Annotated in this window: 12 protein-coding genes; 9 read left to right on the forward strand and 3 right to left on the reverse strand. The window is 70.6% G+C overall.

Annotated elements, in window-relative coordinates:
- On the reverse strand, positions 1–1391 hold a 1391-nt coding region (locus tag QM626_RS14100; RefSeq protein WP_415077595.1), incomplete at its 3' end, for an APC family permease.
- Between the two features lie 237 nt (positions 1392–1628).
- On the opposite strand from QM626_RS14100, the gene QM626_RS14105 reads away from it, so the two are divergent.
- From QM626_RS14105 to QM626_RS14120, 4 genes are read left to right on the forward strand one after another with little or no spacing between them, the layout of a single operon-like run.
- Entirely contained in the window at positions 1629–3104 is a 1476-nt protein-coding gene (locus QM626_RS14105) for an APC family permease (RefSeq protein WP_415077596.1), read from the forward strand.
- Between the two features lie 35 nt (positions 3105–3139).
- Positions 3140–5146 (forward strand): primary-amine oxidase, encoded by a 2007-nt coding sequence (locus QM626_RS14110; protein WP_415077597.1) that lies wholly within the window; start codon positions 3140–3142, stop codon positions 5144–5146.
- A 4-nt stretch (positions 5147–5150) separates the two neighbouring features.
- On the forward strand, positions 5151–5675 hold the full coding sequence (locus tag QM626_RS14115) for a hypothetical protein (RefSeq protein ID WP_415077598.1): 525 nt from the start codon (positions 5151–5153) through the stop codon (positions 5673–5675).
- A gap of 28 nt (positions 5676–5703) precedes the next feature.
- Positions 5704–6645 (forward strand): 5'-3' exonuclease, encoded by a 942-nt coding sequence (locus QM626_RS14120; RefSeq protein WP_415077599.1) that lies wholly within the window; start codon positions 5704–5706, stop codon positions 6643–6645.
- 19 nt (positions 6646–6664) lie between these two features.
- Here the strand turns inward: QM626_RS14120 and trpD are convergent, their stop codons facing one another.
- Positions 6665–7729, reverse strand: coding sequence for an anthranilate phosphoribosyltransferase (gene trpD, locus QM626_RS14125; RefSeq protein WP_415077600.1), 1065 nt, complete (start codon positions 7727–7729; stop codon positions 6665–6667).
- 121 nt (positions 7730–7850) lie between these two features.
- On the opposite strand from trpD, the gene QM626_RS14130 reads away from it, so the two are divergent.
- Genes QM626_RS14130 through hpxO form a run of 5 tightly spaced genes read left to right on the forward strand, consistent with a single transcriptional unit; the run spans position 7851 to position 13478 of the window.
- A complete protein-coding gene (locus QM626_RS14130; protein ID WP_415077601.1) occupies positions 7851–8516 on the forward strand; it encodes a cytochrome c oxidase subunit 3 in 666 nt (221 codons plus the stop codon).
- 15 nt (positions 8517–8531) lie between these two features.
- Positions 8532–9335: a c-type cytochrome gene (locus QM626_RS14135; RefSeq protein WP_415077602.1), complete on the forward strand. Its 804-nt coding sequence runs from the start codon at positions 8532–8534 to the stop codon at positions 9333–9335.
- Between the two features lie 35 nt (positions 9336–9370).
- Complete coding sequence (locus QM626_RS14140) at positions 9371–10429, forward strand: Rieske 2Fe-2S domain-containing protein (protein ID WP_415077603.1); 1059 nt, start codon at positions 9371–9373, stop codon at positions 10427–10429.
- Complete coding sequence (locus QM626_RS14145) at positions 10426–12231, forward strand: cytochrome b (RefSeq protein ID WP_415077604.1); 1806 nt, start codon at positions 10426–10428, stop codon at positions 12229–12231. Before QM626_RS14140 ends, QM626_RS14145 begins: the two co-directional genes overlap by 4 nt.
- Positions 12232–12278: 47 nt before the next feature.
- The gene (gene hpxO / locus QM626_RS14150; protein ID WP_415077605.1) at positions 12279–13478 is read left to right on the forward strand and encodes an FAD-dependent urate hydroxylase HpxO; all 1200 of its coding nucleotides are present in this window, start codon (positions 12279–12281) and stop codon (positions 13476–13478) included.
- On the opposite strand, the gene QM626_RS14155 is transcribed toward hpxO, so the two are convergent.
- Positions 13465–14262, reverse strand: a complete 798-nt coding sequence (locus QM626_RS14155) for a PP2C family protein-serine/threonine phosphatase (RefSeq protein WP_415077606.1) — start codon at positions 14260–14262, stop codon at positions 13465–13467. The genes hpxO and QM626_RS14155 overlap by 14 nt on opposite strands.
- Positions 14263–14264: the final 2 nt, after the last annotated feature.

Raw genomic sequence — 14264 nt, forward strand, 5'->3', positions numbered from 1 at the left:
ACGCGCACGACGACGGCCGCCGCCACCGCCACCGCGACCGCCGCGGCGACCCACACCGCACCGCCGCCGCCGGCCGCGTCCACGGCGAAGAAGGCGACCAGCGCGGCCGACAGCGCCGTCGCCGAGAACCACGCGATACCCGCTCCCCATGCCGTGACCTCGCCGATGCGCCGCAGGAACACCGGCGCGGCCACGCACACCAGCACGTAGGCGACGATGTACCCCGCGCCGCCCAGCGAGATGGTCAGATGCATCGCGGCGCGCACGTCCACGCCGAACGCGATCAGCAGCAGCGGGACCGCCGTGACCACCGGCAGCGCCACCGCCAGGGCGCCGACCGGTGTGCCCCACCGGCGGTGCGTGCGTCCGAGCGCCGCGGGCAGCACCCCGTCGCGTCCCATCGCGAACAGGACCCGCGACAGGGCGGTCGTCGACCCGATCGCGCAGGCGAGGAAGGATGCCGCGATGCCGACGTCGGCGAGCACGCCCCAGCCGCCGACCCCGTACGCCGCCGCAAGATCGTTGATCGGCGAGGCGCTGGAGGCGAGCACGATGCCGAGGGCATCGAAACCGGCCACCTGCACGACGGCGGACAGCAGGTACAGCACGACCGACACCACGACCGTCCAGGCGATCGCCCGCGGCACGGTGCGCAGCGGCGTCCGCGCCTCCACCCCGAGGGTGGCGGCGCTCTCGAACCCGACGAACGCCGTCAACGCGATGAGCGCGCCGGCGGCGACGCCGGCGGGCGACGCGTCGCCCGGCAGCAGCGCCGACACGTCCACCGGCCCCATCCGCGTGAGCAGGACCACGAGGAGCGCGACGATGAGCGCGACGGACACGCCCTCGACGACGAGCGCGACGCGCGTGGACAGGCGGATGCCGCGCACCAGCACGAGCACGAGCAGCAGCGCCTCGGCCGCCAGCACCACGGCCAGCACGGCCGCACCGTGCACACCCGGCCACAGCGCTCCGAGCAGGAGCGTCGTGTAGTAGGCGCCGCCGAGCAGCGCGAACATCGCGATCGCACCGTAGCCGACCAGGATCGCGCCGCCCGCCGCGAGTCCGGCCGCCGGTCCCAGACCACGGGCCGTGTAGGTGTAGAGCGAGCCCGTCGCCGCGAAGCGCCGCGCGAACTGCGAGATCGTGCGCGCCACCAGCAGGCTGAGCACGCCGGCGATCGCGACCGCCAGCACCGTGGCCTGCGCCGAGACCCCCGCCACGAGCAGCACGACGGTCGTCGCCGCCGCCGACGGCGCCACCGCCGACACCGACTGGGCGAGCACGTCGACGAACGGCACACTGCGCCGGTCGAGTCCATGCATCGGCGAGCGGGAGCCGAACTCGTGAACGGGGTCGGGACGCGAGATCGCGCGTTCGAGGGCGGTCATGCGGAATCCTCCGTGCTCTGCGCCGAGGCTAATGCGGCGTCGTTGCACGGCAGCGACGCGCGTGTTTCGCCGCGGTGTCGCCCGAATGAGACAGCCGGGCGGTCATGTCCCGTTTGGGATGCGGAACGTTTCACGGCACGGTGACGGCGGCGCAACGGCCGCTCGGCAAGCTCGGGGAAACGCTCCGACTCCCTTTCCGCTCGTCCGCCACGGACATTCCCTCCCGAAGGACCCCGCATGACCCGACTCGAATCCGCCGGCGTCGCCGCATCCGCCAAGCGCGGGCTGACCGGCTCGCTGGGCGTCACCGCGATCATCTTCATGGTGGTCGCCGCCGCATCGCCGCTGACGGTGGTCGGCGGCGCCGCCCCGCTCGGCATCCTGCTCGGCAACGGGGTGGGGTTCCCCTCCCTGTACGCGATCAGCGCCGTCATCCTGCTGCTGTTCTCGGTGGGCCTGGCCGCCATGACGCGGCACGTCCCGAAGCCCGGGGCCTTCTTCACCTACGTCGGCTACGGGCTGGGACGATCGGCGGGCCTGGCGGCGGCGTGGATCGCGATGCTCACGTACACGACGATCCAGGTGTCGGTCTACGGCTACATCGGCTACATCCTCTCGGTGACCGTCACCTCGCTCGGTGGCCCGTCGGTCGCCTGGTGGGCGTACTCGCTGCTGGTGATCGCGCTGGTCGGCGTGCTGGGGTATCGCCACATCGACCTGTCGAGCAAGGTGCTCGGCGTGCTGCTGGTGGCCGAGGTCGCGATCGTGCTGCTGATGGTGGCGGCGATCGCGATCAGCGGCGGCGCCGAGGGACTCTCCCTGGCGCCCTTCGAGCCCGCCAACATCGTCAGCGGCTCCCCCGGCGTCGGCCTCATGCTCGCGATCGCCGCCTTCATCGGGTTCGAGGCCACCGCCATCTTCCGTGACGAGGCCCGCGACCCGAACCGCACCATCCCGCGCGCCACCTACGGCGCCGTGATCGGGATCGGCGTCTTCTACACGCTCGCCTCCTGGGGCCTGGTCATGGCGTGGGGTCCTGGCGGGATCCTCGACGCCACCGCGGAGGACCCGGGAACGCTCATCCTCCGCACGGTCTCGCGCTACCTCGGGGTCGCCGGCGAGATCACGGTCAACGTGCTGCTGATCACCTCGATGTTCGCCTGCGTGCTCTCGTTCCACAACGTCATCACCCGCTACCAGCACTCGATGGCCGGCGCGGGCGTGCTGCCCGAGCGCGTCGGCGCCGTGCACCACCACCACCTCTCCCCGCACGTCTCCTCGATCGTGCAGACGGCGACCTCGATCGTGCTGGTGGCCGTGTTCGCGATCCTGCAGCTGGACCCCGTGCTCCAGGTCTTCACCTGGTTCGCGGGCGTCGCGACCCTCGCCATCGCGCTGCTGATGGCCGTCACGTCGATCGCCGTGATCGTCTACTTCGTGAGGAACCGCACGGATCGCCGGCCCTGGAACACCGTCATCGCGCCCGCGCTCGGCGCGATCGGGCTGCTGCTGTCGGCCGCGCTGATCGTCGCGTACTTCCCGATCATGGTCGGCGACGCCGACGCCGACGGAGACCCGGTGTTCGGGGGCGTCAGCTGGTTCCTGCTCTCGCTGATCGTGGTGTTCCCGGTCATCGGCCTCGTCCAGGCGGCATGGATCCGGGTGCGACGCCCGGCCGCCTACGCGAAGCTCACCGACGCCATCGCCGGCTGAGCGTCCCCATCCCCTCACCCCGAAGGAGTCCACCCATGAGCATCACCGAGGCAGTCGCCGCCACCGGCGGCAAGGCGCCGACCCCGTCGTCGCATCCGTTGTCGAGCCTGACCGCGGCCGAGATCGAGCTGGTCCGCGACGTGGCGCTCGGCCTGCCGGACGTCACCGACCGCACCCGGTTCGCCTATGTCGGCCTGGAGGAGCCCGACAAGGCCGAGGTCATCGCGTGGGAGGCGGGCGGGCCGCTGCCCGACCGCCGCGCGCGCGTGCAGCTGCTGGACCTGGTCACCACCCGGTCGCTGGACCTCGTGATCTCGATCACGACCGCCGCGGTGCTCTCGCGCGCCGAGCTCGACGGCACCGCCGGGCAGCTTCCGATCCTGGACGCCGAGTTCGAAGAGGTCGGGGTGATCGCGAACGAGAGCGCGGAGTGGGTCGCCGCCCTCGCCGCCCGGGGGCTCACGGTCGACGACGTCGTCCTCGTCCCGCTCTCGGCGGGCAGCTACGGCCTGGACGGCGAGGCGGGACGCCGCATCCTGCGCACCTTCGCCTTCCGCCAGGACCACCCGAAGGATCACCCGTGGGCGCATCCCGTCGACGGCCTCACCGCCTACATCGACGTCGCCGACCGTCGTGTCATCGACATCGTCGACACCCCGGGCTTCACGATCCCCGACACCAGCGGGAACTTCGACGACCCCGCGCTGCAGGGACCGCCGCTGACCGGCCTGAAGCCGATCGTCATCACGCAGCCGGAAGGTGCGAGCTTCGTCGTCGACGGCGAGCACATCACCTGGGGCGAATGGGATCTGCGCATCGGCTTCGACACCCGCGAGGGGCTCATCATCCGCCAGCTCGGCTTCGCGGGTCGGCCGGTGATGTACCGGGGCTCGATCAGCGAGATGGTGGTGCCCTATGCGGACCCCGCGCCGAACCGGTTCTGGCAGAACTACTTCGACACCGGCGAGTACCTGTTCGGGCGGTACACGAACGAGCTCGAGCTGGGCTGCGACTGCGTCGGCGAGATCCACTACCTCTCCCCCACGCTGGCCGACGAGCTCGGGATGCCGCGGACCGTGCGCAACGGCGTGTGCCTGCACGAGGAGGACTTCGGCACGCTGTGGAAGCACACGGACCTGTTCACCGGCTCCAGCGAGGTCCGCCGTCAGCGCCGGCTCGTCATCTCCTTCTTCACCACGGTCGGCAACTACGACTACGGGTTCTTCTGGTACCTGTACCTCGACGGCACGATCGAGTGCGAGGCGAAGCTGACCGGCGTGCTGTTCAGCTCCGCCTATCCCGGCACGGATGCCGACGGCACGCCGTATCCGTTCGCGTCGGAGGTGGCCCCCGGCCTCGGCGCGCCGTACCACCAGCACCTGTTCTCCGCGCGCCTCGACATGACGGTGGACGGCGTGGCCAATGTCGTCAACGAGATCGACGCCGTGCGCGTGCCCGTCTCGGAGTCCAACCCCTACGGGAACGCCTTCACGAAGCGGGTCACGCCGATCACCCGGGAAGGCGAATCCGGCCGTGTCGCCGACGGCGCCGTGAACCGGGTCTGGCAGATCGCCTCCACCCGGAGCACGACCTCGATGGGCCAGCCGACGTCGTACGTCCTGTTCCCGGAGGGCCACCCGGTGCTGCTCGCGGACGACGACTCGTCGATCGCCGCGCGGGCGGCGTTCGCCACGAAGCACCTGTTCGTGACCCGGTACGACCCCGCCGAGCGCTACGCCGCCGGCGACTTCGTCAACCAGCACCCGGGCGGCGCCGGCATCCCGGAGTTCATCGCCGGGGACGAGCCGCTCGTCGGCGAGGACCTCGTGCTGTGGCACACGTTCGGGCTCACGCACTTCCCCCGCAACGAGGACTGGCCGGTCATGCCGATGGACTACGCGAAGTTCACGCTCAAGCCGTACAACTTCTTCGAGCGCAATCCGACGCTGGGCGTGCCGGCGCCGGTGAGCGATCACTGCGCCCCCGGTCACGACCACGGCACGCACGGTCACGACCACGGCGCGCATCCGCATCAGCATTGACACCATGGCCGAGATCCTGCACGTGTGGGCCCTCGCGCCCGCCGCCATCGGGACCTGCTGCCTGGCAGCCGATGGCCGGCGGGCGCGAGCCCGGGTCCCCGAGCTCGTCGCGTCCGCGCTCATGCTGCTGGCCATGGTCGACGCGGCGGGGCCGGGCTGGGTCGCGCCGGTCTACTCGGCCGCGCTGCTGCTGCTGGCCGCGATGGCGCTCGCGGCGCTGCGCGGCGCACGCCGGGGGCGGCATCGCCGACGCACCCGCGCCGAGCTCGCGATGACCGTGCACGCGGCGGTCGGTCTCGTCGTCATGGCAGCGCTGATGCTGGGGATGGGCCACGCCTCCGGCGTCTCCGGCGCGCACGTGCACGGACCGTCCGCGGCGACGGTGACGGTGCTGTTCCTCGCGGGCGGCGCGGCGTACGCGCTGTGGTCGACCTGGGAGGCGGTCCGGGCGCATTCCGCGCTGGGGCGGCTCCAGTTCGGGGCGATGGGCGCGACGACCCTCGCGATGGCGCTGGCCGGGGTGATCTGAGCCGCCCTCCGCGTGCCAGGATGAGGCCGTGCCCGACCGTCTCATGCTGCTCGACTCCGCGTCCCTCTACTTCCGCGCGTTCTACGGCGTCCCCGAGTCGGTGACCGCGCCCGACGGGACTCCCGTAGGCGCAGTGCGCGGCATGCTCGACATCGTCGCCAAGCTCGTCTCCACCTACCGCCCGACCCGGGTCGTCGCGTGCTGGGACGACGACTGGCGCCCACAGTGGCGGGTCGAGCTCATCCCCTCGTACAAGACCCACCGCGTCGCGGTGGTCGTCCCCGCCGGTCCCGACGTCGAGGAGGTGCCGGACCCGCTGGAGCGACAGGTGCCGCTGATCCGCGAGTCGCTCGCGCTGCTCGGCATCCCGGTCGTCGGAGCGGCGGGCCACGAGGCCGACGATGTGATCGGCACCCTCGCGACGGGCGCCGCCACGCCGGTCGACGTGGTCACCGGGGACCGCGACCTGTTCCAGCTCGTCGACGACGACCGCGAGGTGCGCGTGGTCTATACCGCTCGCGGCATGAGCAACCTCGAGGTCGTCACCGACGATGTCGTGGCCGCGAAGTACGGCGTGCACGCGGCGCAGTACGCCGACTTCGCCGTGCTGCGCGGCGATCCCTCCGACGGCCTGCCCGGCGTCGCCGGGGTCGGCGAGAAGACCGCCGCGGCGCTGTTGACCGCGCACGGCGACCTGGCCGGCATCCGCGCCGCCGCCGAGCGCGGCGAGGGGATGTCCGCCGCCGTCCGCACCAGGGTCCTGGCCGCCGCCGACTACCTCGACGTCGCCCCGCGGGTCGTCGAGGTCGTCCGGACGCTGCCGCTCGAGACGCCCGACGCGCGCCTGCGCCCGATCGATCCGGCCGCCGCTGAGGCCCGTGAGTTCACCGCCCGGTGGGGCGTCGCGTCGTCGTTCGCCCGCGCCTGCGCCGCCATCGCCGGAGTCGGCGACGATCCGGAACGAGCATGACCGGAGCTCTCCGCTGAGATCAGGCGGCGGCGAGGGTCTGCGTCGCCTCGACCCATGCGGCGAGCTTCGCGGCCGCGGCGCCGGAGTCGATCGCCGCGGCGGCCTCGCTCTTCGCCTCGGCGAGACGCTCCAGGATCGGCCGCTGCACCTGCGCCGGCTCCTGGAACAGCCGGAACGAGACGATGCCGGCGGCCGAGTTCAGCAGCACGATGTCGCGCACCGGGCCGGGATCGCCGGCCAGCACGCGCCGCACGACCTCGGCGTTGTGCTCCGGGTCCCCGCCGACGAGGTCGTCGATATCGGCGAGCGGGATGCCGAGATCCCGCGGGTCGATGTCGTGCTCGTGCACATCGCCCAGCGAGACCTCCCACACCCGGCTGTGACCGGTGGTGCTCAACTCGTCCAGACCGTCGTCGCCACGGAACACGAGCGCCGTCGCCCCGCGGGTGCGGAAGACGCCGGTGATCAGCGGCACCCGGTCCAGCTGGGCCACGCCGACCGCGTTCGCCTCCGCCCGCGCCGGGTTGCACAGCGGCCCGAGGAAGTTGAACACGGTCGGGATGCCGAGCTCCGCGCGGGTGGGGCCGGCATGCCGGAACCCGGGATGGAACGCCGACGCGAAGGCGAAGGTGATGCCGGTGCGTGCGAGCGTCTCCGCGACCGCCGCAGGCTCCAGCGTGAGGTCGACGCCGAGGGCCCGCAGCACGTCCGAGGAGCCGGACGACGAGCTCGCGGCCTTGTTGCCGTGCTTGACCACCGGGATGCCGGTCGCGGCGGCGACGATCGCCGACATCGACGAGATGTTCACCGTGCCGAAGCGGTCCCCGCCGGTGCCGACGATGTCGAGCACATGCGAGTCCACCGGCAGCGGCAGCGCGGCCTCCAGGATCGCGTCGCGGAAGCCCACGATCTCGTCGACGGTCTCGCCCTTCGCCCGCAGCGCGACCAGGAACGCGGCCAGCTGGGAGGGCGTCGCCTCCCCCGCCATGACGGTGCGCATCGCCCACGTCGACTCGGACACGCTGAGGTCGGATCCCGCGAGAAGATCGGTCAGAATCGTGGGCCAGCTGTACGGATCCGCCATGCGTCAATCCTTCCACAGGACCGTGCGATGCCCTGCCGCGGGATCATGCGGCGGGCCCGTCGCCGCACAGTCCGGACTTAGGTCCGCCTAAGGCCCGTGGACGGGTTCGCACGGCCCTCCGATGCAAGAACCACAGGCAACTATCAGCCATAATGAATGTGTGACGACCCCAGCGACGTATTCCCAGGCCCTCCGCACGGTGAAGCGGCCGGATCCGGTCGCCGTCGGCACGATCGTCTGGCTCGGCAGCGAGGTCATGTTCTTCGCCGGCCTCTTCGCGATCTACTTCACCCTGCGCAGCACGTCACCCGAGCTGTGGGCCGAGGAATCCGCGAAGCTCAACGTCCCGTTCGCGACCGTCAACACGATCATCCTCGTGCTGTCCAGCGTGACGTGCCAGATGGGCGTGTTCGCCGCCGAGCGCTTCCAGCCGTACCGGACCGGCCGGAGCCCCCTCCGTTGGGGCATGACCGGATGGTTCTTCCTCACCTTCGCGCTCGGCGCGATCTTCGTCTCCGGCCAGGTGTGGGAGTACGCGTCGCTGGTCGCCGAGGGCATGCCGATATCGGCGAACTCGTACGCCTCGGCGTTCTACCTCACGACGGGCTTCCACGCGCTGCACGTGACCGGAGGCCTCGTGACCTTCCTGCTGGTGATCGGTCGCGCCTTCGCCGTCAAGAACTTCGGGCGGAAGGAGATGACCACCTCGATCGTCGTGTCGTACTACTGGCACTTCGTCGACGTGGTCTGGATCGCCCTGTTCCTCGTCATCTACTTCCTGCGATAAGACCGGAGTCCCTTCATGGCACGTCACACGAAGCGCCGGAAGACCGGCCGCCGCAGCCCGTTCGCCGCGGCCGCGCTGATCGGTATCGGCCTGCTCATCACCGGCGGCGTCTACGCCGGTGCGTCCGCGGCGATGGCCGCCACCTCCGACGACGACTCCACCACCTCGACGCTCACCGTCGAGGACGGGCAGAAGCTGTTCCAGGCCAACTGCGCCACCTGTCACGGCATGAACCTGCAGGGCACCGACAACGGTCCGTCGCTGTACGGCGTCGGCGAGCTCGCGGTGCACTTCCAGGTCTCCACGGGCCGGATGCCGCTGGAGGCGCAGTCGCCGCAGGCGCCGTCGAAGCCGGTGCAGTTCACCGACGACCAGATCGACGCGATCGCCAGCTACGTCCAGTCCATCTCCCCCGGTCCCACGTACCCGGATGACGAGGTCCTCGACGGCGACGGCGACGTCGCCGCGGGCGCGGAGCTGTTCCGCATCAACTGCGCCATGTGCCACAACGTCGCCGGCGCGGGCGGCGCGCTCACCGAGGGCAAGTACGCCCCGAGCCTGCACACCACGACCGCGCTGAACATGTACGCGGCGATGGTCACCGGCCCGCAGAACATGCCGGTGTTCAACAACATGAACCTCACCGCGGAAGACAAGCGCGACATCATCTCGGCGCTGCTGTGGATGCAGGAGAACGAGTCGCCCGGCGGCTACGGTCTCGGCGACCTCGGCCCCGTCTCGGAAGGCCTGTTCATCTGGATCTTCGGCATCGGCACGCTCATCGCGGTCACGGTGTGGATCACCGCGAAGTCGAACTGACCCCCATCGACCATACGGAACGTACGAGGAGCACCATGGCACACGAGGACGACCCGCTCGAGCATGAGAGGGCTTCCTGGAAGCCTTCGAGCGGTCTCGCCGTGGCGGTGTCCGACCCGGCGCAGGGTACGGAGCTGCCCCCTCACCGCGAGCGGATGACCGACAAGGACCCTGCCGCGATGAAGCGCGCGGTCCGCACCGTCTACACGTTGTTCTACCTGTCGGTGGCGGCCTCGATCTGGGCCGTCGTGGCCTACATGGTCTTCCCGATCGAGGACGGCTCGCTCGTCGCGCTCCACGACAACAACATGTTCGTCGGCCTCGGCATCGCGGCGGCGCTCCTGGCGATCGGCATCGGTGCGATCCACTGGTCCAAGGCCGTCATGACCGACAAGGAGCACATCGAGGCCCGTCACGCGACCCGGGGCCGCGACTCGACGCGCGAGGGCGCGGTGGCGGTGTTCGCGAGCGCGAACGAGGACTCCGGCTTCGGCCGACGCGTGATGATCCGCAACTCGCTGTTCGCGGCCCTCGTCGCCTCGATCGTCCCCGGCGTGGTGCTGTTCCGCGGCCTGGCCCCGCAGGACGAGGACCCGGTCGAGCTGCTCAGCCACACGATGTGGGAGAAGGGGATGCGGCTCGCGCACGACCCCAGCGGTCGGCCGATCAAGGCCTCCGACGTCACCCTGGGCTCCGCGTTCCACGTCATCCCCGAGTCGCTGGCCGACGTCACCGCCGAGGACGGCTATCTCGATGCGAAGGCCAAGGCGATCGTCCTGCTCATGCGGATGCCGCAGGCCGACCTGATCGAGGCCGACGACCGCAAGAGCTGGTCGTACGACGGCATCGTCGCCTACTCCAAGGTGTGCACCCACGTCGGCTGCCCGGTCGCGCTGTACGAGCAGCAGACCCACCACCTGCTGTGCCCGTGCCACCAGTCGCAGTTCGACGTGTCCGACGGTGCGAAGGTCATCTTCGGCCCGGCCGCCCGCCCCCTGCCGCAGCTGCCGATCGCGGTGGACGACGAGGGCTACCTCATCGCGCAGAGCGACTTCACCGAACCCGTCGGCCCGAGCTTCTGGGAGCGTCAGTGAGCACCGCAACCGTCACCTCCGCGCCCCCGGCCGCCAAAGACGAGAAGCCGCTGGGCGGCCGCTTCGTCGGCGCCGCCGCGAACTACATCGACGAGCGGACGAGCCTCTCCGGCTTCGTCAAGGAGCTCGGCCGCAAGATCTTCCCCGACCACTGGTCCTTCATGCTGGGCGAGATCGCGCTGTGGGCGTTCGTCGTCGTCCTGCTCTCGGGCACATTCCTGACGTTCTTCTTCCAGGCCTCCATGGTCGAGACGACGTACACCGGCTCGTACCCGCTGATGCGCGGCATCTCGATGTCCGCGGCGCTGGACTCGACGCTGAACATCTCGTTCGACATCCGCGGCGGCCTGCTCGTGCGCCAGATCCACCACTGGGCGGCGCTGGTGTTCATCGCCGGCATCGGCGTCCACATGCTCCGGGTGTTCTTCACCGGCGCCTTCCGCAAGCCGCGCGAGCTGAACTGGGTCATCGGCTTCGTGCTGTTCGTGCTCGCGATGGGCGAGGGGTTCACCGGTTACTCGCTGCCCGACGACCTGCTCTCCGGCAACGGTCTGCGCATCATCGACGGAATGATCAAGGGCATCCCGGTGATCGGCACCTGGACCTCCTTCCTGCTGTTCGGCGGGGAGTTCCCGGGCGACGCGATCGTGGGACGCCTGTACACGCTGCACATCCTGCTGCTGCCGGCGATCCTGGTCGCCCTGCTGGTCGCGCACCTGATGCTGATGGTCATCAACAAGCACACGCAGTTCGCCGGCCCGGCGCGTACGAACAGCAACGTCGTGGGCTACCCGATGCTGCCGGTGTACGCGTCCAAGATGGGCGGCTTCTTCTTCATCACGTTCGGCGTGATCGTGCTGATCGCCTCGCTGTTCACGATCAACCCGGTCTGGGTGTACGGGCCGTACGACCCCTCGCCGGTGTCGGCGGGCACGCAGCCCGACTGGTACATCGGCTTCGCCGACGGCGCCCTGCGGCTCGTGCCGCCGCACCTGGAGTCCTACTTCTGGGGTCGCACCTGGTCGTGGAACATCATCCTGCCGCTGACCGTGCTGGTGCTGTTCATCGTGCTCGTCGCGATCTACCCCTTCATCGAGGCGTGGATCACCGGCGACAAGCGCGAGCACCACATCGCCCAGCGTCCGCGCAATGCGGCGACCCGCACCGCGATCGGCGCCGCCGGCGTGCTGTTCTACGCCACGCTGTGGGCGTCGGCGTCCTCCGACCTCATCGCCACGCACTTCAACCTGTCGATGGAGGGCGTGATCCACTTCCTGCAGATCACGCTCATCCTGGGCCCGATCATCGTCTACTTCGTCACCAAGCGCATCTGCATCGCGCTGCAGAAGAAGGACCGCGAGATCGCCCTGCACGGCTACGAGTCCGGCCGCATCGTGCGCCTGCCCGGCGGCGAGTACATCGAGGTGCATCAGCCGGTCGACGAGTACGAGCGCTGGAAGCTCATCGACTACGAGACGTTCGAGCCGCTGGTCGTGCGCCCGGACGCGAGGGGCCGTATCGGCTTCTGGCAGAACGCCCGCGCCGCCCTGTCGCGCTGGTTCTTCGAGGACCGGCTCACCCCGGTGACCCAGGCCGAGCTGGACGAGGCCGTCGCGCACCAGCACCACACGCTCGAGCACATGGACCACGAGGAGGCCGTCGAGATCGAGGGCGCCAGCGAGCGGGCCATCGCCGCCGGCGACCCGGTGAACGCGGTCGGCGAACGGGCCGAGGCCGAGTTCGGATCCCCGAAGGCGCTCGAGGACCTCAACAAGGATGCCGACGGCCCCGACAAAGCCTGACCGATCCCTGTAACAGTCCCGTGACAGCGGCCGGTTAACGTGACCACGTGCGTTTCATCATCATCGGGGCAGGCATCGGCGGCACCAGTGCGGGCATCGCGCTCGCCCGGCTCGGGCACGAGGTCGAGATCTACGACCAGATCCGCGAGAACAAGCCGGTCGGAGCAGCGCTGTCCCTGTGGCCCAACGGCGTGAAGGTGCTGAACTGGCTCGGCCTGCGTGAGGAGGTCGCGGCCCTCGGCGGCATCGTCGAGACGATGTCCTACGAAGACGGTCACAGCGGCGAGACCCTGTGCCGTTTCAGCCTCTCCCCCGTCACCGACCTCAGCGGCCAGCGCCCGTACCCGGTCGCGCGCGCCGACCTGCAGGCCCTCCTGATGGAGAGCTTCGGCAGGGATCGCATCCACCTCGGCATGCGGGTCGTGGCCGTCGCCCAGGACGACGACACGGTCACCGTGACGTTCGAGAACGGCGAGACGGCCACCGGCGACGTGCTCATCGGCGCCGACGGGGCCCGCTCCCTCACCCGCGAGCACGTGCTCGGGGAGAAGACGGAGCGCATCTACTCCGGGTACACGAACTTCAACGGCCTCGTCCCGATCGACACCCGTGTCGGTCCGGCCGACCAGTGGACCACCTACGTCGCCGACGGCAAGCGTGCGTCGGTCATGCCGGTCGCCGGCGACAGGTTCTACTTCTTCTTCGACGTGCCGCAGCCGGCGGGGCTCCCCTACGACCGTGCCGAGCCGGTGGCGCCGCTGCGCGCCGCGTTCGACGGCTGGGCCGACGGCGTCCGGCATCTCATCGACGCGATCGACCCCGCGGCGTCGCTGAACCGGGTCGAGATCTGGGACATCGACCCGTTCCACACCTGGGTCAGGGGCCGCGTGGCGCTGCTGGGCGACTCCGCGCACAACACCGCGCCTGACATCGGCCAGGGCGCCTGCTCGGCGCTCGAGGACAGCTTCGTGCTGGGCCTGGTCTTCGCGCTCAACGACCTCGGACCGCGCGACGCGCTGGCGCGTTACCAGCACATCCGCGCCGAACGCGCCGGCGACCTCGTGCTGCGCGCGCGCAAGCGCGGCTGGGAGACCCACGGCTTCGATCCGGAGGTGACCGACCAGTGGTACGCCGGGCTGCGAACCGAGACCGGGGAAAACGTGATCCGCGGCATCGTCGGGAACATCGAGGACAGCCCGGTCAACCTGGGCGGCGGGCTGCTGGACCCCGGTCTCAGGACGCGCTGACCTCCAGGTCCTCCTGGAAGCGGGCGCGCGCCGAGCCGAAGAACGTCGCGCCGACCGATCCGTCCGCCGCCCCGTCGCGGACGTCGCACACGATCGCGGTGAGGTTGTCGCGGGAGCCGTTCGCCAGCGCCTCCGCCACGAGGGCCGCGGCCGCCTCCCCCTGGTCCCGGTGGCGCAGCAGCAGCAGGCCGAGCTCCTCGTCGTCGAGGTAGTCGCTGATCCCGTCGCTGCACAGCAGCCATCGATCGCCCGGCAGCGCGTCGGGCTCGAACACGGCGACCGCGTCGGCCTCGCCGCCGGTGAGGGACGCGGTGATGAGGTTGCGCCGGGGGTGGGATGCCGCCGCCGTCTGATCCAGCAGACCCGAGTCGACGAGCGCCTGCACGTAGGAGTCGTCGCGGGTCTGACGCGCCAGCTGCCCGTGACGCAGCCGATAGGCACGGGAGTCGCCGGAGTGGGCCATCAACAGCCCGCCGGCGACGGTCACGAACATCCCCGTGAACGTCGTGGCCATGCCCGCGAGCTCCGGGTCGCGGCGCACATGCGCACGCAGGTCCCAGTTCGCCTCCCGGATCCGCTCGCCCAGGTCCTCCGGGCCGGCGATGCGCAGCCCGTCGGCCACGAGCCGATGCACGATCGCCGCCGAGGCGAGATCGCCGGACGGGCCGCCGCCGACCCCGTCGGCCACGGCGACGCCCCACGGTGCGACGAACGCGGCATCCTGGTTGGAGGCGCGATAGCCTCCGGTCTCGGACGCCGCGGCCGCGATGAGCCGGACGGTCACGG

The organism is Microbacterium sp. (assembly GCF_047606385.1).
In the GTDB taxonomy this organism is placed as follows: Bacteria; Actinomycetota; Actinomycetes; order Actinomycetales; family Microbacteriaceae; genus Microbacterium.

Coding starts and splice junctions, on each gene's coding strand:
- QM626_RS14140 (WP_415077603.1), top strand. CDS start 9,371: ATGGCACACGAGGACGACCCGCTCGAGCATGAGAGGGCTTCCTGGAAG.
- QM626_RS14130 (WP_415077601.1), top strand. CDS start 7,851: ATGCAAGAACCACAGGCAACTATCAGCCATAATGAATGTGTGACGACC.
- QM626_RS14115 (WP_415077598.1), top strand. CDS start 5,151: ATGGCCGAGATCCTGCACGTGTGGGCCCTCGCGCCCGCCGCCATCGGG.
- trpD (WP_415077600.1), bottom strand. CDS start 7,729: ATGGCGGATCCGTACAGCTGGCCCACGATTCTGACCGATCTTCTCGCG.
- QM626_RS14135 (WP_415077602.1), top strand. CDS start 8,532: ATGGCACGTCACACGAAGCGCCGGAAGACCGGCCGCCGCAGCCCGTTC.
- QM626_RS14110 (WP_415077597.1), top strand. CDS start 3,140: ATGAGCATCACCGAGGCAGTCGCCGCCACCGGCGGCAAGGCGCCGACC.
- QM626_RS14105 (WP_415077596.1), top strand. CDS start 1,629: ATGACCCGACTCGAATCCGCCGGCGTCGCCGCATCCGCCAAGCGCGGG.